Annotated in this window: 13 protein-coding genes; 10 read left to right on the top strand and 3 right to left on the bottom strand. The window is 72.7% G+C overall.

Features of this window, described 5'->3' with window-relative positions; all coding sequences use genetic code 11:
- Nucleotide 1: 1 nt before the first annotated feature.
- Complete coding sequence (gene tsaD / locus ACY8FT_RS06775; RefSeq protein WP_462418136.1) at nucleotides 2–1,054, top strand: tRNA (adenosine(37)-N6)-threonylcarbamoyltransferase complex transferase subunit TsaD; 1,053 nt, start codon at nucleotides 2–4, stop codon at nucleotides 1,052–1,054.
- Nucleotides 1,051–2,877 (top strand): glycoside hydrolase family 3 protein, encoded by a 1,827-nt coding sequence (locus ACY8FT_RS06770; protein WP_462418135.1) that lies wholly within the window; start codon nucleotides 1,051–1,053, stop codon nucleotides 2,875–2,877. The genes tsaD and ACY8FT_RS06770 overlap by 4 nt, the downstream gene beginning before the upstream one ends.
- A gap of 4 nt (nucleotides 2,878–2,881) precedes the next feature.
- Here the strand turns inward: ACY8FT_RS06770 and ACY8FT_RS06765 are convergent, their stop codons facing one another.
- Both ACY8FT_RS06765 and ACY8FT_RS06760 read right to left on the bottom strand, forming a co-directional pair.
- Nucleotides 2,882–6,052, bottom strand: coding sequence for an efflux RND transporter permease subunit (locus tag ACY8FT_RS06765; protein ID WP_462418134.1), 3,171 nt, complete (start codon nucleotides 6,050–6,052; stop codon nucleotides 2,882–2,884).
- An 82-nt stretch (nucleotides 6,053–6,134) separates the two neighbouring features.
- Nucleotides 6,135–7,412 (bottom strand): THUMP-like domain-containing protein, encoded by a 1,278-nt coding sequence (locus ACY8FT_RS06760; protein ID WP_462418133.1) that lies wholly within the window; start codon nucleotides 7,410–7,412, stop codon nucleotides 6,135–6,137.
- 165 nt (nucleotides 7,413–7,577) lie between these two features.
- On the opposite strand from ACY8FT_RS06760, the gene ACY8FT_RS06755 reads away from it, so the two are divergent.
- From ACY8FT_RS06755 to ACY8FT_RS06740, 4 genes are all read left to right on the top strand, one after another.
- Nucleotides 7,578–8,810 (top strand): phospholipase D-like domain-containing protein, encoded by a 1,233-nt coding sequence (locus tag ACY8FT_RS06755; RefSeq protein ID WP_462418132.1) that lies wholly within the window; start codon nucleotides 7,578–7,580, stop codon nucleotides 8,808–8,810.
- Nucleotides 8,811–9,023: 213 nt separating this feature from the next.
- Nucleotides 9,024–9,320 (top strand): co-chaperone GroES, encoded by a 297-nt coding sequence (groES, locus tag ACY8FT_RS06750; protein WP_462418131.1) that lies wholly within the window; start codon nucleotides 9,024–9,026, stop codon nucleotides 9,318–9,320.
- A 111-nt stretch (nucleotides 9,321–9,431) separates the two neighbouring features.
- Nucleotides 9,432–11,048 (top strand): chaperonin GroEL, encoded by a 1,617-nt coding sequence (gene groL / locus ACY8FT_RS06745; RefSeq protein WP_462418130.1) that lies wholly within the window; start codon nucleotides 9,432–9,434, stop codon nucleotides 11,046–11,048.
- A gap of 95 nt (nucleotides 11,049–11,143) precedes the next feature.
- Complete coding sequence (locus ACY8FT_RS06740; protein WP_462418129.1) at nucleotides 11,144–11,374, top strand: RNA-binding S4 domain-containing protein; 231 nt, start codon at nucleotides 11,144–11,146, stop codon at nucleotides 11,372–11,374.
- Between the two features lie 42 nt (nucleotides 11,375–11,416).
- Here the strand turns inward: ACY8FT_RS06740 and ACY8FT_RS06735 are convergent, their stop codons facing one another.
- Nucleotides 11,417–11,710, bottom strand: coding sequence for a WhiB family transcriptional regulator (locus tag ACY8FT_RS06735; protein ID WP_462418128.1), 294 nt, complete (start codon nucleotides 11,708–11,710; stop codon nucleotides 11,417–11,419).
- A 150-nt stretch (nucleotides 11,711–11,860) separates the two neighbouring features.
- Here ACY8FT_RS06735 and guaB point away from each other — a divergent pair, with 150 nt between their 5' ends.
- From guaB to ACY8FT_RS06715, 4 genes are all read left to right on the top strand, one after another.
- On the top strand, nucleotides 11,861–13,357 hold the full coding sequence (gene guaB / locus ACY8FT_RS06730) for an IMP dehydrogenase (RefSeq protein WP_462418127.1): 1,497 nt from the start codon (nucleotides 11,861–11,863) through the stop codon (nucleotides 13,355–13,357).
- Nucleotides 13,358–13,428: 71 nt separating this feature from the next.
- The gene (locus ACY8FT_RS06725) at nucleotides 13,429–14,550 is read left to right on the top strand and encodes a GuaB3 family IMP dehydrogenase-related protein (protein WP_462418126.1); all 1,122 of its coding nucleotides are present in this window, start codon (nucleotides 13,429–13,431) and stop codon (nucleotides 14,548–14,550) included.
- Nucleotides 14,551–14,668: 118 nt separating this feature from the next.
- The gene (locus ACY8FT_RS06720; protein WP_462418125.1) at nucleotides 14,669–16,063 is read left to right on the top strand and encodes a YncE family protein; all 1,395 of its coding nucleotides are present in this window, start codon (nucleotides 14,669–14,671) and stop codon (nucleotides 16,061–16,063) included.
- Nucleotides 16,060–16,839, top strand: coding sequence for an SURF1 family protein (locus ACY8FT_RS06715; RefSeq protein WP_462418124.1), 780 nt, complete (start codon nucleotides 16,060–16,062; stop codon nucleotides 16,837–16,839). The genes ACY8FT_RS06720 and ACY8FT_RS06715 overlap by 4 nt, the downstream gene beginning before the upstream one ends.
- Nucleotides 16,840–16,870 lie beyond the last annotated feature (31 nt).

Raw genomic sequence — 16,870 nt, 5'->3', positions numbered from 1 at the left:
GATGAGCCGCCCCGACGAGCCCCTGGTGCTCGGCATCGAGACCAGCTGCGACGAGACCGGCGTGGGCATCGTGCGCGGCACCACCCTGCTGGCCGACGCCGTCGCGAGCAGCATGGACGAGCACGCCGCCTTCGGGGGAGTCGTGCCGGAGGTCGCCAGCCGCGCCCACCTGGAGGCGATGGTCCCCACCGTCGAGCAGGCCTGCCACGACGCCGGCGTGCGCCTGCAGGACGTCGACGCCGTCGCGGTGACCGCCGGCCCGGGCCTGGCCGGCGCCCTGCTGGTCGGGGCCGCGAGCGCCAAGGCGCTCGCCCTGGGCCTCGGCAAGCCGATCTACGGGGTGAACCACCTGTCGGCCCACGTGGCGGTCGACGTCGTCGAGCACGGTCCACTGCCCGAGCCGATGATGTCCCTGCTCGTCTCCGGTGGTCATTCCTCACTGCTGATGGTCCCGGACATCACCCACGACGTCCGGCCGATGGGGCAGACGATCGACGACGCCGCGGGGGAGGCCTTCGACAAGGTCGCCCGGGTGCTGGGCCTGCCCTTCCCCGGCGGACCGCACATCGACCGCGCGGCCCGCGACGGTGACCGCATCGCCATCGACTTCCCGCGCGGCCTGACCTCCCGCCGCGACCTGGAGCGCCACGAGTTCGACTTCTCCTTCAGCGGGTTGAAGACCGCCGTGGCCCGCTGGGTGGAGACCCGGGAGCGCGACGGCGAGACGGTGCCGGTGGCCGACGTGGCCGCGAGCTTCCAGGAGGCCGTGGTCGACGTGCTCACCCGCAAGGCCGTCGCGGCCTGTCGCGCCGAGGGGGTCGAGGACCTCATGCTCGGTGGCGGGGTGGCCGCGAACTCCCGGCTGCGTGCCCTCGCGCAGGAGCGGTGCGCGGCCGCCGGGGTGCGGCTGCGCGTGCCGCGCCCCGGCCTGTGCACCGACAACGGGGCGATGGTGGCCGCGCTCGGGGCGCAGATGGTCATACGTGGGCGCACCCCCTCCGGGCTCGACCTGCCCGCGAACTCCTCGCAGCACGTCACCGAGGTGCAGGTGTGAGACGCCTGCCGGTGGCGGCCGCCCTGGCCGTGGTGACGGCGCTCGCCGGGTGCTCCGGACCGGCGGACCCGGCCGACGAGTCGGCGGGGTCGGGCACCGGCAGCCCGACCGGCGAGGAGAGCCCGACGGGGTCCGGTGGCCCGACCGGGGACGACCCGGCCGCTCCCTCGGCAGGCGGTCCGTCGACGACCTCCGAGGAGGCCACCAGCAGCCCGTCGACGCGCCCCTCGTCCGACCAGCCCTCGGGACAGCCGGGGCCCAGCGCTTCGCCGGCGGGGACGCCGACCTGGGAGGAGGCGCTGCAGCGCGCCCGCGACCTGACCGGCTCCCTTGACGTCGAGGAGCTCGCCGGGCAGGTGATCGTCGCCGGCTACCGGGGCAGCTCGGGCCAGGACGCCGAGCGGCTGGTGCGGGACGGCTTCGCCGGGGTCATCGTCTTCGCCGACAACGTCCCGGCCGACCCCGCGACCCTGCGCGGGACCACCGAGGGCCTGCAGGACGCCCAGCGGGCCTCCGGCAGGGACTGGCCGGCCCTGGTCGGCGTGGACCAGGAGGGCGGTCCGGTGCGCCGCATCCAGAGCACCGTCACCCCGCTGCCGGCGGGCATGGCCCACGGCGCCGCGGCGGACGCGGACCTCTCGCGGCAGGTCGCGCGGCTGAGCGGGCAGCAGCTGCGCGCGCTCGGCTTCACCATGGTCTTCGCCCCGGACGCCGACGTCACGCTCGGCCCGCAGGACCCCACCATCGGCATCCGCTCCCCGGGATCGGACCCCGAGCGCGTCGCGGACGTGGTGACGGCACTGGGGGAGGGCTACCAGCAGGCCGGGATCGTGCCGGGGGCCAAGCACTTCCCCGGGCACGGCGGCCTGACCACCGACAGCCACGTCGGGCTGCCGGCCAGCGACGCCTCACCGGACGAGCTGCGCCAGCGGGACCTCGTGCCCTTCCGGGCCGCGGCCGACGCCGGGCTGCCGATCATGGTCGGCCACATCGCGCTGGAGTCGGTGGACGACCTGCCCGCCACCCTCAGCCGCCCCGTGGTCGACCTGCTGCGCGAGGAGCTCGGCGAGGACCGCCTGGTGGTCACCGACGCGATGAACATGGGCGCCCTGGACAGCGCGGAGCCCGCCTCCGGGCAGGACCGGGCGGTCACGGCGGTCGCCGCCGGCATCGACCTGCTGCTCATGCCCCCGGACCCCGAGGGATCGCGGGCGGCGCTCGTGGAGGCGGTCCGGGACGGGTCGCTGCCGGAGGAGCGGCTGCGCGAGGCCGCCACCCGGTCGGTCGCCTCGAGCCTGCAGGTGGGTGAGCAGCCCGGTGAGCAGGTGCTCGGCACGGGCGATGAGCTCGCCACCCGCCTCGCCGAGGCCTCCCTGACCAGCCTCGGCTCGTGCGAGGTCGGCACCTTCGAGCCCGGTGACCGGGTGCGCGTCGAGGGCGGCACCGTCGACCAGCGCGAGGGGCTGGGGGCTGCGCTCGCCGAGGCCGGACTCGAGGTCGGGCCCGGTGCCGAGCAGGTCGTGCGCCTGGTCGCCGGGGGTGACTACGCCGCCGGGGAGGTGGAGGACGGTGGGATGCCCGAGCCGGAGGGCTCCTCGGCTCCCGGATCGGCCGGCGAGGCCGGCTCCTCGTCGGACGTCGCGCTGGCGCTCGACCTGCCCTACGGCCTCGCGGAGGCGGACGCGCCCGTGCGCCTGGCCACCTTCGGCGACACCCCGGCCCAGCTGGACGCCGCCGCGCGGGCGCTGACCGGCGAGCTCACCCCGTCCGGCGAGTTGCCGGTGGCGGTGGGTGACCGGGAGGTCGGCAGCACCTGCGACTGAGGGCTCAGGCCCCGGCCGGGCGCCACCCGTCCAGGGCGGTGGACCCGCCGCGCCGCTGGCCCACCGGCCCCCGCCGCTCCTCGACCGGCGCCGGCGCCTGCTCGCCGCGGTCGTGCCCGAGGCGCCGGGCGACGCGCTCGACGATCACGTAGAGCGCGGGCACCAGCAGCAGCGTCAGCAGCGTGCTGCTCACCAGGCCGCCGATCACGACGATGGCCAGCGGCTGGCTGATGAAGGCACCGCCGCCGGTCAGGGCGAAGGCCATCGGCAGCAGCGCGCAGATGGTGGCCAGCGCCGTCATGAGGATGGGCCGCAGCCGGTGGCGGCTGCCCTCGGTGACGGCCTCCTCGATGGACAGCCCGCGGGCCCGGTACTGGTTCACCAGGTCGATCAGCACGATCGCGTTGGTCACCACGATGCCCACCAGCATCAGCCCGCCGATCATGCCGGCCACGCCGAGCGGGATCCGGGTGAGGATCAGCAGCGCGATCGCGCCCGTCGCCGCGAACGGGATCGAGACGAGCAGGATGAGCGGCTGCACGATGGAACGGAAGGCCGCGACCATGATCAGGTAGACGATGCCGATCGCCGCCAGCACAGCCAGACCCAGCTGGGCGAACGCCTCGGCCTGGTCCTCGCTCTCGCCGCCGTAGGAGACCTCGACCCCGTCGGGCAGGTCGACCCCGTCGACGGCCCGGTTGAGTTCCTGCGTGAAGGTGCCGAGGTTGTCCGTGCCGTTCACCGCGGTGATGGTGGCCGAGCGCTCCCCGTCGGTGCGGGTGATGCTGACCGGCGAGTCCACCTGCTCCACGGTCGCCACGTCACCGAGGGTGACCGGGCCCTCGGGCCCGCCGCCGATCGGCAGCTCGCGCAGCTCCTTCACCGAGCCGGGCTCAAGCGGCTGCTGGACCACGACCTCGCGCGAGACGTCGTCCAGCGTGACCTGCCCGATCGGCGAGCCCTCCAGGGCTCCGCGCACGAGCTGGCCGACCTGGGCCTCGGGCAGGCCCGCGGCCTGCGCCTTCGCGCGGTCCACCTCCACCCGCACCGACGGGATGGTGTCGGCCACGTTGTTCGTGACCTCCTCGGCGCCCTCGACGCCGGCGACCGCCTTCTCGACCTCGCGCGCGGTTTTCTCCAGGGCCTTCTCGTCCTGGGAGCGGACGATCACCTGGGTCTGCCCGGCGCTCGGGTCCTCCGAGGCCCCGGAGACGGTGACCTGACCGGGGGCGTCGTCGAGCGCATCCTCGACGGCGGTGCGCACCTCCTCGGAGTCGGCCCCGTCGGCCATGGCGACGTAGAACTGGGACGAGCTCGCACCGCTGCCCGTCATCGCGGCCGCGCCGTCACCGGTGTCCCCGACGACGGCGGTGACGGTCTCGACGCCGTCGACGCCCTGCAACCGCTTCTCGACCTGCTTCGCCGCGGCGTCGGTGGCCTCCAGGGTGGTGCCGGCCGGCATCTCCTGGGAGACGTTGAGCTGGGTGTCCCCGGCCGAGCCGAGGAAGTCGGTCTTCACCTGACCGGCCATCGCGACGGTGCCGCCGAACACCAGCAGCCCGGCCAGGCAGGTGAGCAGCGGGTGGCCGATGACGGTGCGCAGCACGGGCAGGTAGCCGCGCTGCAGCCAGTCCGGCTCGTCCGCCCGGGCCGCGTGCTCCGCCCGCTCGACGGGGTCGGCGTCGCGGGACGTGCCCTTGAGGAACCAGTAGCCCAGCACCGGGATGATCGTGAGCGCCACCAGCAACGAGGCCAGCAGGGCAACCACGACCGTGAGTGCGAACGGCCGGAACAGCTCGCCCACCTGGCCACCCACCAGACCCAGCGGCAGGAAGACCGCGGCGGTGGCGAGGGTGGAGGAGGTGACGGCGCCGGCGACCTCGGCGACGGCGCGCGGGATGGCCTGCGCCTTCGGCTCGCCGCCGTCGACGTGGCGCTTGATGTTCTCGATGACGACGATCGAGTCGTCCACCACGCGGCCGACCGCGATGGTCAGGGCGCCGAGGGTGAGGATGTTCAGGGAGTAGCCCGCCAGGTGCAGGCCGATCATCGCGACCAGCAGCGACAGCGGGATGGAGACCGCGGTCACCAGCGTGAGCCGCAGCGAGAGCAGGAAGACCAGCACCACCAGGATGGCGAAGCCCAGTCCGAGCAGCCCCTCGGTCGTGAGGTCGTGGATGGACTGCTCGACGAAGGGGGCCTGGTCGAACACGACGCCCAGCCGCCCCTCCTCGCCGAGCTCACCGGACAGGTCGTCCAGCTCGGCCTGCACGTCGTGGGAGATGCCCACGGTGTTGCCGTCGGGCGTCTTGACGATCCCGAGCGTGACGGCGGGCTCGCCGTCGGTGCGGGTGTGGCCGGTGGCCGGGGGAGCGGAGAGCTCGACCTCGGCCACGTCGCCCAGGGTGGGGTCCTGACCGCCCTCGCCGCCGCTGGCGGGCTGGGCGGCGAGCGGCAGCTCCCGGAGCTCCTCCACCGTCGTGAAGGTGGCCCCCACCTGCACGGCGAGCGACTGGTCGCCCTCGGACAGGGAGCCTCCGGGGACGACCACGCCGTTGGACTTCAGCGCGGTGGCGACGGTCTCGGGCGTCACCCCGGCCGCGGCGGCCTTCTGCTGGTCCAGCGTGATCTCGACCCGCTCGTCCTTGACACCGGAGAGCTGCACCTCGCGCACCCCGTCGACCTTCTCCAGGGCGGGCACCACGGTGGTCTCGAGCCGCTCGACGAGCTCGTCGGTGTCTTCACCGCCGGTGGCCGACAGCTGCATGATCGGGAAGGCGTCGAAGGCGCCGACGATCACCTCCGGCTCGGAGCCCTCCGGCAGGTCGAGACCGTCGATCTCGGCCTGCAGCGAGGCCTTCGCGTCGTCCAGCGAGGTGCCGTACTCCAGCGTCGTCTGCACCACCGAGAGGCCGTTGGAGCTGGTGGACTCGACCTTCTCCACGCCGTCCAGCTTCTCCGCGGCCTGCTCCATCGGCTCGGTCACCTGCGACTCGACGACCTCCGAGTCGGCGCCGGTCACCGGGGTGACGGCCACCACCAAGGGGAACTCCAGCGAGGGGAGCAGCTCCTGCTTGAGGGAGGTGGTGGAGAACAGCCCCACCACCATCGTCAACAGGGTGGCCAGCGCCACCAAGGCGCGGTTCTTCAGGCTCAGACGGGTGAGAGCAGTCACGAGGGTGCCTCCGAGGGGAGTGACGGGATCGGGGAGGCACCTGGCCGCGAGATCCCCCGGAGATGCCTGCCCGCAGCGGAGTCTATGGGGTCAGGTGGACCGCGACCTGCCGGTCCCCGATGCGGGTGAGCAGCAGGACTGCCCGCTGGGTGCCGCTGGTCCGCAGGCGGCGGCGCAGGGCGGTCGGGTCCACCGCCGACCCGTGCTTGCGCAGCACCAGCTCGCCGACGCCGCAGCGCCGGGCCCAGGCGTTGAGCTGCTTCGGTCGGGGCGGCAGCACCTCCAGCACCCGGTGATTGCGCACCCACGGGCCCTCACCCGGCCGGTCCGCGGTCAGCCACCCGACCCCGGGCCCGGTCTCGGCCGCCCCGTCGTGGGCCAACAGGCCCACCAGCCCGGCCTGGGCGAGGGCGGGGTCCGGCTCCCACAGGTGCGTGCCCAGGTCGTCCTCGCTCGTCAGCACCGGGTGGGCGGGGGCCCCGACCGGTCCCTCGGTGAGGGCGGAGGAGTCCGCCTGCGCCAGCACGGTCCCGTCCGCGGCGAGCCGGGTGGCGCTGCGCGTCCCCGAGGTACCCACCCCCACCCAGAGCACGGCCTCGACGAGGTCGCCGTCGTGGCTGACCCACTGCGCGTCCGCCCCGGGCGGGATGTCGGCGTGCCGCCACCCCGGGCCGACCTTGCACCCGGTGAGCGCGGCCCGACTCGCCAGCTCCAGAACGAGGTCCAGGCTCGGGCGCAGCTGGCCGGGTCCGCTGACCCGTCGGGCGCGCCCGTGGGCGTCCGCCACGCCGGTGCGGCGCGCGGGGTCGAACCAGAGCCCCCAGTCGCCGGGGTCGATGCCCTCCGGCGGCCGCAGCGTGGCGTCGGCCTCGGCCTGCACGACCTCCACTCCCGCCGGGCGCAGGTTGTGCGCGGCGGCGGCCGCCGTCACCGCGTCGGCCTCGACGGCCGTGACCGCCCCGACCGCCTCGGCGATGGCGTGGCTGTCGGCCCCCAGCCCGCACCCCACGTCGGTGACGTGCCCGATGCCGGCGCTCGCGAAGCGCTCGGCGTGAAGCCGGGCCACCTGCCAGCGGGTGGCCTGCTCCAGGCCCGCACGGGTGAGGAGCAGGGAGTCCGCCCGGTCGCCGAACTTCGCGCCCCCCGCCGCGCGGAGCTCGGCCTGGGAGAGCGCGGCCGCGGCCCGACGCGGCCCCACCCCGGCGGCGCGCAGTCGGGCGGCCGCCTGCAGGTCGTCGGCACCGGCGCCGGTCACCTCGTCCACCAGGGCGTCGAGCGCGGGGTCCGTGCCGGGGGCCACCGAGTGCAGCACCCCGGCGTCGTCGAGGGCGTCCTCGTCGAACGTTGGGGTGTCGGTCACGGTGGGTCCTCTCCTCGGCTGGGCCGTCTCGCACCCGGCGGTCCCGGGTGCGGTGGCGGGCGGGTGGCCCAGTCTCGCACCGGCGCCGGGCCCGCCCCCGCTGCTCCCTAGAATGGCGCCCTGCCGCGCGGCAGGGCGGTCATCCGGTCGGGACGAGGAGGGGTCTTGCCACATCGCACAGTGGGTCGGGCACTGCTGTGGGCGACGGGGGTGCAGGCAGCGGCCCAGGCGGCGGCGGTCACCGGGCTGGTGGTCAGCAACCGCCGGCGTCGACGCCGCACGCCGCCGGTCCGCTCGTTCCCGACCGTGGAGCCGGTCGACACCGCGACAGGCCGCAGCACCATCACCACCTACACCTTCGGCCAGGACGTCTACCGGGACATGCTCGAGGCCATCGAGTCGGCCCGCGAGGAGATCCTGTTCGAGTCCTTCATCCTCAAGGACGACGCCGTGGGCCGGCGCTTCAAGGAGGCGCTCGTCGCGGCCTCCGAGCGCGGTGTCGCGGTGTACGTCATCTTCGACGGCCTCGCCAACCTGGTCGTCTCCCGGGAGTTCAAGCGCTGGCCCGAGGGGGTGCACAAGCTGGAGTTCCCGGTGCTGCGCCCGCAGGTGCTGCTGGGCCCGCGCCACTGGGGGCGCGACCACCGCAAGATCCTCGTCGTGGACGAGGAGGTCGGCTTCGTCGGCGGGTACAACATCGGCGAGCAGTACGCGACGCAGTGGCGTGACACGCACGTGCGGGTGACCGGGTCGACCACGCTGGAGCTCGCCGACGTCTTCGTGGACTTCTGGAACCGCTACCGGCGCCCGGACCAGCCGGTGCTCGCCGACGTCCTGGGGCGTGAGTGGGGGCAGCCGGTGCAGGCCTTCCGCAACGTGCCCTCCAAGCTGCTCTTCCCGATCCGGGGCATGTACCTGGAGGCGATCGACCGGGCCGCGGAGTCGGTGTGGATCACGCAGGCCTACTTCATCCCGGACCCGGAGATCCTCGAGGACCTGCTCAGGGCCCGGCGCCGCGGGGTGGACATCAAGGTGATCCTGCCCGAGCGGTCCAACCACGTGGTCGCGGACTGGGTGGCGCGCTACTACTTCGAGAAGCTGCTCGAGGGCGGGGTCGAGCTCTGGCTCTACCAGCACGCGATGGTGCACGCGAAGACCGCCGTGATCGACGGCCGGTGGGCCACCGTCGGCACCACGAACATCGACCGCCTGTCGCTCACCGGCAACTACGAGGTGAACCTCGAGATCGTCGACGAGGGCCAGGCGCGCCACATGCAGGAGGTGTTCGAGCACGACCTCACGAACTGCCGCCGGCTGACGCTCGAGGAGTGGCGCAGCCGCGCCTGGTGGGCCCGTGGCATCGAGCGCCTGCTGCAGCCCCTGCAGCCCCTCCTCTGAGACCGTCCCCGCACCTCCGCACGCCTCTGGCACTCGAGTTGACCGAGTGCCAGAGGCGTGCCTAGATTTGGCGCTGGCACTCAGCGCCGCCGGGTGCCAGCTGCCGGGACCACCGCGACGGGCCCGGGAGTCGCACACCCGCCGGCGCCGACTCGAAGAACTCATCGCGTGCACCGGGGTCACCGGTGCCGCTCCCAGAGAGAGGAAGGTCCCATGGCCACCATCAAGCCCCTCGAGGACCGCATCGTCGTCAAGGCCGTCGACGCCCAGCAGACCACCGCCTCCGGCCTGGTCATCCCCGACACCGCCCAGGAGAAGCCGCAGGAGGGCGAGGTCATCGCCGTCGGCCCCGGCCGCTTCAACGAGGACGGTGACGAGCGCGTGCCGATGGACATCTCCGTCGGCGACCGCGTCATCTACTCCAAGTACGGCGGCACCGAGGTGAAGTACGACGGTCAGGAGGTGCTCATCCTGGGCGCCCGCGACGTGCTGGCCATCATCGAGCGCTGAGCGCACGAGGCGCCGGGAGAACCGGCACCGCCCCGCGAGCCACGCCCGGAGCCCTGAGGGCGGGGCGTGGCTCGCGTCGTACCCCCTGACTCACTGCAAGGAGGGCCTTCCATGGCCAAGATGCTCGAATTCAACGACGACGCCCGCAAGGCGCTGGAGCGCGGCGTCAACCAGCTCGCCGACACCGTCAAGGTCACCCTCGGCCCCAAGGGCCGCAACGTCGTGGTGCAGCGCGCCTACGGCCAGCCGATCATCACCAACGACGGCGTCACCATCGCCCGTGAGGTCGAGCTCGAGGACTCCTACGAGAACCTCGGCGCCCAGCTGGTCAAGGAGGTCGCCTCCAAGACCAACGACGTCGCTGGTGACGGCACCACCACCGCGACCGTGCTCGCCCAGGCGATGGTTCGCGAGGGCCTGCGCAACGTCGCCGCCGGCGCCAGCCCGGCCGGCGTGAAGCGCGGCATGGAGAAGGCGGTCGAGGCCGTCGACTCCCACCTGGTCAACGCGGCCCGCCCGGTCGAGGGCAAGGAGGAGATCGCCAAGGTCGCCGCCCTCTCGGCCCAGAACCCCGAGGTCGGCGAGCTGCTGTCCGACGCCTTCGACAAGGTCGGCAAGGACGGCGTCATCACCGTCGAGGAGTCCTCCACCACCGAGCTGACCCTCGACTACACCGAGGGCATGCAGTTCGACAAGGGCTACCTGTCCCCGTACTTCGTCACCGACAGCGAGCGGATGGAGGCCGTCCACGAGGACGCGCTGATCCTCATCCACGGCGGCAAGATCTCGAACATCGCCGACCTCATGCCGCTGCTGGAGAAGGTCGTCGAGACCGGCAAGCCGCTGGTCATCATCGCCGAGGACGTCGAGGGCGAGGCCCTGTCGACCCTCGTGGTCAACACCGTGCGCGGCAGCCTGAAGGTCGCCGCCGTGAAGGCCCCGGGCTTCGGTGACCGCCGCAAGGCGATGCTGCAGGACATCGCGATCCTGACCGGCGCGGAGGTCATCTCCGAGGAGGTCGGCCTCAAGCTGACCTCCGCCGGCGTGGAGTCCCTGGGCTCGGCCCGCCGCATCCAGATCACCAAGGACGCGACCACCATCATCGACGGCCGTGGCGACGCCTCGGCGGTCGAGGAGCGCGTGGCCCAGATCCGCAAGGAGATCGAGAACACCGACTCCGACTGGGACCGCGAGAAGCTGCAGGAGCGCCTGGCCAAGCTGGCCGGCGGCGTGTGCGTCATCAAGGTCGGTGCGCACACCGAGACCGAGCTGACCGAGAAGCAGCACCGCGTCGAGGACGCCGTCGCCGCCACCCGTGCGGCCATCGAGGAGGGCATCGTCGCCGGCGGTGGCACCGCCCTGACGCAGGCCGCCGCCGCGCTGGAGGAGCTCCTGGGCTCCACCTCCGGCGACGAGGCCGTGGGCGTGCGCACCGTGCAGGCCGCTCTCAACCAGCCGCTGCGCTGGATCGCCGAGAACGCGGGCCTCGAGGGCCACGTCGCCGCGGCGAAGGTGGCCGAGGAGAAGGCCGGTCACGGCCTGGACGCCGCCACCGGCGAGTACGTCGACATGGTGGCCGCCGGCATCATCGACCCGGTGAAGGTGACCCGCTCCGCGCTGCGGAACGCGACCTCCATCGCCGCGCTGGTGCTCACCACCGACACCCTGGTGGTGGACAAGCCGGTCGAGAAGAAGGACGAGAACGAGGGCCACGGCCACAGCCACTGAGGCCGTCCCACCCGTGCGGCGGGGTCGGGTTCCTGCGGGGGCCCGGCCCCGCCGTCGTCGTGCCGGGCGCGGGTGCGATGGGGGAGACTGGGGGCATGAGCCAGTCACCCGAGCCCCTGCGCGTGTCCATCTCCGACGACTTCATCACGCTCGGGCAGGTGCTCAAGCTGGCCAACGTCGTCGACGACGGCGCCATCGCCCGTGAGGTGATCCAGGCCGGTGACGTGTCGGTCGACGGCGAGACCTGCACGCAGCGGGGACGCAAGCTGCGCCCCGGGCAGGTGGTGGGCACCCCGGTGGGGGAGATCCTCGTCGAGCGCTCCTGACCGGGGCCACGGGGGAGGGCGCGGCATGGCCGCGCCACCGGCTCAGGCCGTCCGCGGCGCCTCCCGGCGTGCGATGAGCTGCTCGCGCTCGGACTCCGAGAGCCCACCCCACACCCCGTAGGGCTCACGGGCGGCCAGGGCTTGCTCACGGCACGGGTCGATGACGGGGCAACGGGCGCAGACGAGCTTGGCCTTCTCCTCCCGCCGGCGGCGGCGCTCTCCCCGCTCCCCCTCGGGGTGGAAGAACTCCTCCGGGTCGGTGGTCCGACACAGGCCCTCGAACTGCCAGTCCCAGAGATCGGCGACGGGGCCGGGTTGGCGTGCAGTGCTGTCCATGGGTTACCTCAGACGTGCGAGACGGGTTCGTGTCGGTCTGCCGGACGACATTTCGTGGTCCGACTCGTATTTCCTACCCCGATGATGGACATCTCATGCACTTGAGTCGAGTGATCCCTGCCACAGCGTGCAGGTCGCTAAACTTCTCCCATGGAGAACCCGGACACTTTCGCGCCCATCGGACTCACCTACGACGACGTCCTGCTCCTCCCCGGCGAGAGTGACGTGATCCCCAGCGAGGTGACCACCACCACGCGCATCAGCAAGCGGATCGAGGTCGCGATCCCGATGCTCTCGGCCGCCATGGACACCGTCACCGAGGCCCGCATGGCCATCGCCATGGCCCGCCAGGGGGGCATCGGCATCCTCCACCGCAACCTCTCCATCGCCGACCAGGCCGCCCAGGTGGACCGCGTCAAGCGCTCCGAGAACGGCATGATCAGCGACCCGGTGACCACCACCGTCGACGCGACCCTCGGTGAGGTCGACGAGACCTGTGGTCGCTTCCGCGTCTCCGGCCTCCCGGTCGTCGACGAGGGCGGCCGTCTGGTCGGCATCATCACCAACCGCGACCTGCGCTTCGAGACCGACATGGAGCGCACGGTGGGCGAGGTCATGACGCGCACGCCGCTGGTCACCGCGCCGGTCGGCGTGGACAAGCACGAGGCGCTGGCCAAGCTCGCCGAGCACAAGATCGAGAAGCTCCCCCTGGTGGACGACGACGGCGTGCTCCGGGGCCTGTTCACGGTGAAGGACTTCACCAAGACCGAGCAGTACCCGTTGGCGACCAAGGACGACGCGGGTCGTCTCCGCGTCGGCGCGGCGGTCGGTTTCTGGGGTGACTCCTGGGAGCGGGCCATGGCCCTGGTCGACGCCGGGGTGGACCTGCTGGTGGTGGACACCGCCCACGGCCACTCCCGCGGCGTGTGCGACATGGTCGCCCGCCTGAAGGCCGAGCCGTCGGCCGCGCACGTGGACATCATGGCCGGCAACGTGGCCACCCGCGAGGGTGCGCAGGCCCTGGTCGACGCCGGGGTGGACGCCATCAAGGTGGGTGTGGGCCCCGGCTCCATCTGCACCACCCGCGTGGTGGCCGGCGTGGGCGTCCCGCAGATCACCGCCATCCACGAGGCCGCGAAGGCCGCCGGCCCCGCCGGGGTCCCCCTCATCGGCGACGGCGGCCTCCAGTACTCCGGCGACATCGCCAAGGCCCTGGTGGCCGGGGCGGACGCCGTCATGGTGGGTTCGCTGCTGGCCGGCTGCGAGGAGTCCCCCGGCGAGATGGTCTTCATCAACGGCAAGCAGTTCAAGAGCTACCGCGGCATGGGCTCGCTGGGTGCCATGCAGTCGCGCGGCCGCGGGGTCTCCTACTCCAAGGACCGCTACTTCCAGGGCGACGTCTCCGAGGACGACAAGGTGATCCCCGAGGGCATCGAGGGCAAGGTCGCCTACCGCGGCCCGCTCTCCGCGGTGGTCTACCAGCTCGTCGGCGGTCTGCGGCAGTCGATGTTCTACGTCGGCGCCCGCACCCTGTCGGAGGTGAAGGAGAACGGCCGCTTCGTGCGCATCACCACCGCCGGGCTCATCGAGTCCCACCCGCACGACGTGCAGATGGTCATGGAGGCCCCCAACTACACCGGCCGCTGACCCGCACCGCCGGGCCTCGCGGGGGTCCCGACCGGTCTTCCGGTCGGGACCCCCGCCGGTAGGGTGGCGGTGTGAACGAGATCGAGATCGGCCGTGGCAAGCGGGCGCGTCGCGCCTACTCCTTCGAGGACGTGGCGGTGCTCCCGAACCGTCGCACCCGGGACCCCGAGGAGGTGTCCACCTCCTGGCAGATCGATGCCTACCACTTCGACCTGCCCGTGATGGCGGCGCCGATGGACTCGGTGATGTCGCCGAGCACGGCCATCGAGTTCGGTCGGCTGGGCGGTCTGCCGGTGCTCGACCTCGAGGGTCTGTGGACCCGCCACGACGAGCCGGAGGAGCTGCTGCGCCGCATCGCGAAGGCCGACCCGGCCGAGGCGCGGGCGACCCTGCGTGAGGCCTACTCCGCCCCCATCCGGCCCGAGCTCATCACCGCGCGCCTGCAGCAGCTGCGCGAGGCCGGTGTGACCGTCGCCGGTGCGCTCTCGCCGCAGAACACGCAGCAGTACTGGCGTGACGTCGTGGAGGCCGGGGTGGACCTCTTCGTCATCCGTGGCACCACGGTCTCGGCCGAGCACGTCTCCAGCCAGGCCGAGCCGCTGAACCTCAAGCGCTTCATCTACGAGCTCGACGTGCCGGTGATCGTCGGTGGAGCGGGCTCGTACACCGCCGCGCTGCACCTGATGCGCACCGGGGCCGCCGGCGTGCTGGTGGGCTTCGGCGGCGGCGCGGCGCACACCACCCGCCTGACGCTCGGCATCCACGCGCCGATGGCGACCGCGGTCGCCGACGTGGCCGCCGCGCGCCGCGACTATATGGACGAGTCCGGTGGCCGGTACGTGCACGTCATCGCCGACGGCTCGATGGGGCGCTCGGGGGACGTCGTGAAGGCCGTCGCCTGCGGTGCCGACGCGGTCATGCTCGGCGCTGCCCTGGCCCGTGCGGACGAGGCCCCCGGCAGCGGCTTCCACTGGGGCGCCGAGGCGTGGCACGAGAAGCTGCCGCGCGGCGAGCGCGTCGAGGTGGGCACGGTCGGCTCGATGGAGCAGATCCTCACCGGTCCCGGCGACACCGCCGACGGCACGACGAACATCGTCGGCGCCCTGCGGCGCGCGATGGCGACCACCGGCTACTCCGACCTCAAGGAGTTCCAGCGCGTCGAGGTCGTCCTCGCGCCCTACCAGGGCGCCTGAGCCCTTCCCTCCGACGACGCGGGCCCCGGGTATCATCGGGGCCTGCGTCGTGTGCGGCGCCGACCGGGCGGGGGAGCCATCGCGGACCACCGCCACACCCGCGACCGTGGGAGATCCCGTGAGTACCACCTCTTTCGTCCACCCTTCCCGGGCGCGCGCTGGTGCCGCCCTGTTCCTGACGTCGGCCCTGGCCCTGTCGGCCTGCTCCGGCGGCGAGGAGGGCGGTGACGCGCCCGAGCAGGAGAGCACCGCCTCCGCGTCGGCCGGGGAGTCCTCGTCGGCCGACGCGTCGGGTGGGGCCACGGAGTCCGGCGAGGGGGAGTCCGGCGACGCGGAGGCCACGACCGGGTCCGGGAGCGGCGAGTCGGGCGACGGGGCGAGCGGGAGCGAGTCCCCGGCCTCCGGGGGGTCCTCCGACGACGGTTCCGAGAAGGCGTCGGCCCCCCTGGAGCCGTCGGACCCCGAGAAGCCGGCCAACGAGACCTTCCTGCGCCAGGTGGACACCATCAAGGGCGACATCCGGCCCAAGTCCGTGGTCTCCAACGACCGCGGCAAGGTCATCGCGAACAACATGATGTACCAGCACACGATGACGGTGTACGACGCCGAGAGCCACGACCTGGTGCACACCATCAGCGACGAGGTGGACCTCGACGACTTCGACACCGAGGGCAGCGGCACCGTGCAGGGCGCCCCGGTGGAGGCCGCGTTCACGCAGGACGGGAAGACGGCCTACGTGACCAACTACCAGATGTACGGTCCGGGCTTCAGCCCGCACGGTGGCGACCTGTGCGAGAAGGGCGAGGTCACCGACAAGGGCTACATCTACGAGGTCGACGTCGAGTCGGGTGAGGTGAAGGACGCCTTCGCCGCCGGGGCCGTGCCCAAGTACGCGGCCATCAGCCCGGACGAGAAGACGATGCTCGTCTCCAACTGGTGCGACTACAACCTGTCGGTCATCGACCTCGAGTCGGGCGACGAGACCGGGCGCATCGAGCTGGGCCGCTGGGCCCGCGGCATCGACTTCGCCCCCGACGGGACGGCCTTCGCCACCGCCATGGGCACCTCGAACGTCTACAGGATCGAGCCCGGGGCCAAGAAGGCCGAGGTGTTCGCGACGCCCGGCGAGCGCATCCGCCACGTCGTGGTCTCGCCGGACGGCAAGTACCTGTACGTGGTCGCCTCCGGTGCCTACAAGCAGTACGAGACCAGCCGCATCAGCAAGCTCGACGCCAGGACCGGCAAGGTGCTCGGCGAGGTGCACACCGGCAACGAGCCGCGCTCCATGGACATCTCCGGCGACGGCACCGCGCTGTACGTCGTGAACTACTACAGCGACTCCATGAGCAAGATCGACACCGAGACGATGGAGGAGATCCAGGAGGTGCCGGCCGGTCACCACCCCATCGGCATCACCTACGACGACGCCACGCACAAGGTGTGGATGGCCAACTACGTGGGCTCTATCCAGGTGTTCGACGACACGGCGGAGAGTCCCGGGTCCGACGAGTGACCCACAGCCCCCACGCGCGCGCCTGGCGGTACTTCCGGTCCACCCCCCGGTGGTGGGTCCTCGCCGCGGTGGTGGTGGGGCTCGTGGTGCTCTTCTGGCGCCTCGGGCTGTGGCAGCTCCACAACGCCACCGAGGACGGACAGCAGAAGGCCCTCGAGGAGGCTCGCTCCCGTCAGCCGGCGCCGCTCGAGAAGGTGCTGCCGGTCGGGGAGTCCTTCCCGGCGGCCGAGCGGGGCCGCACCGTCACCACCAGTGGGTCGTTCACCGGCGAGCAGTTCCTGGTGCCCGAGCGTCGGCTGGGTGACCGGACCGGGTCGTGGGTCATCTCTCGCTTCGAGACCACGGACGGCGCGAGCCTGGCAGTCCTGCGCGGCTTCCTGCCGGGGGAGGTGCCGGAGCACGCACCGCCGCTGCCCGACGGGGCGGACGAGCGGCTCGACCTGACCGGGGCGCTGGACGCTGGCGAGGAGCCCTCGTCCACCCGGGGCGGGAGCGACGAGGTGCACGGCTCGGTGGACCTCGCGTGGCTGGCCAACACCTGGCCGCCGCCGGTGCACAACGGCTTCGTCTTCGCGCAGGAGGCGACCGTCGGCGGCAGCGCGGTCGACCTGACGACCGGTGGGCTGCAGGACGTGCCGCCGCCCCCGCCGGAGTCGGCCGGGCTGGACTGGCAGAACGCCGGGTACGCGCTGCAGTGGTGGCTCTTCGCGGGCTTCGGCGTGTGGGTCGCGGTGCGCATGCTCTACGACGAGTCCAAGCGGGCAGAGGTAGCCTGAGGGACCGATTTCCCCCACCAGGAGAGTCACC

The sequence above is a fragment of the Kytococcus sp. Marseille-QA3725 genome (assembly GCF_054950055.1).
The sequence above is the reverse complement of the archived record's forward strand: the minus strand, read 5'-3'. Positions and strand labels throughout refer to the sequence as shown.

What these genes read in the sequence shown, in the direction of transcription:
- tsaD (WP_462418136.1), top strand. Translation starts at nt 2, where the DNA reads ATGAGCCGCCCCGACGAGCCCCTGGTGCTCGGCATCGAGACCAGCTGC.
- groES (WP_462418131.1), top strand. Translation starts at nt 9,024, where the DNA reads ATGGCCACCATCAAGCCCCTCGAGGACCGCATCGTCGTCAAGGCCGTC.
- groL (WP_462418130.1), top strand. Translation starts at nt 9,432, where the DNA reads ATGGCCAAGATGCTCGAATTCAACGACGACGCCCGCAAGGCGCTGGAG.
- ACY8FT_RS06740 (WP_462418129.1), top strand. Translation starts at nt 11,144, where the DNA reads ATGAGCCAGTCACCCGAGCCCCTGCGCGTGTCCATCTCCGACGACTTC.
- ACY8FT_RS06735 (WP_462418128.1), bottom strand. Translation starts at nt 11,710, where the DNA reads ATGGACAGCACTGCACGCCAACCCGGCCCCGTCGCCGATCTCTGGGAC.
- guaB (WP_462418127.1), top strand. Translation starts at nt 11,861, where the DNA reads ATGGAGAACCCGGACACTTTCGCGCCCATCGGACTCACCTACGACGAC.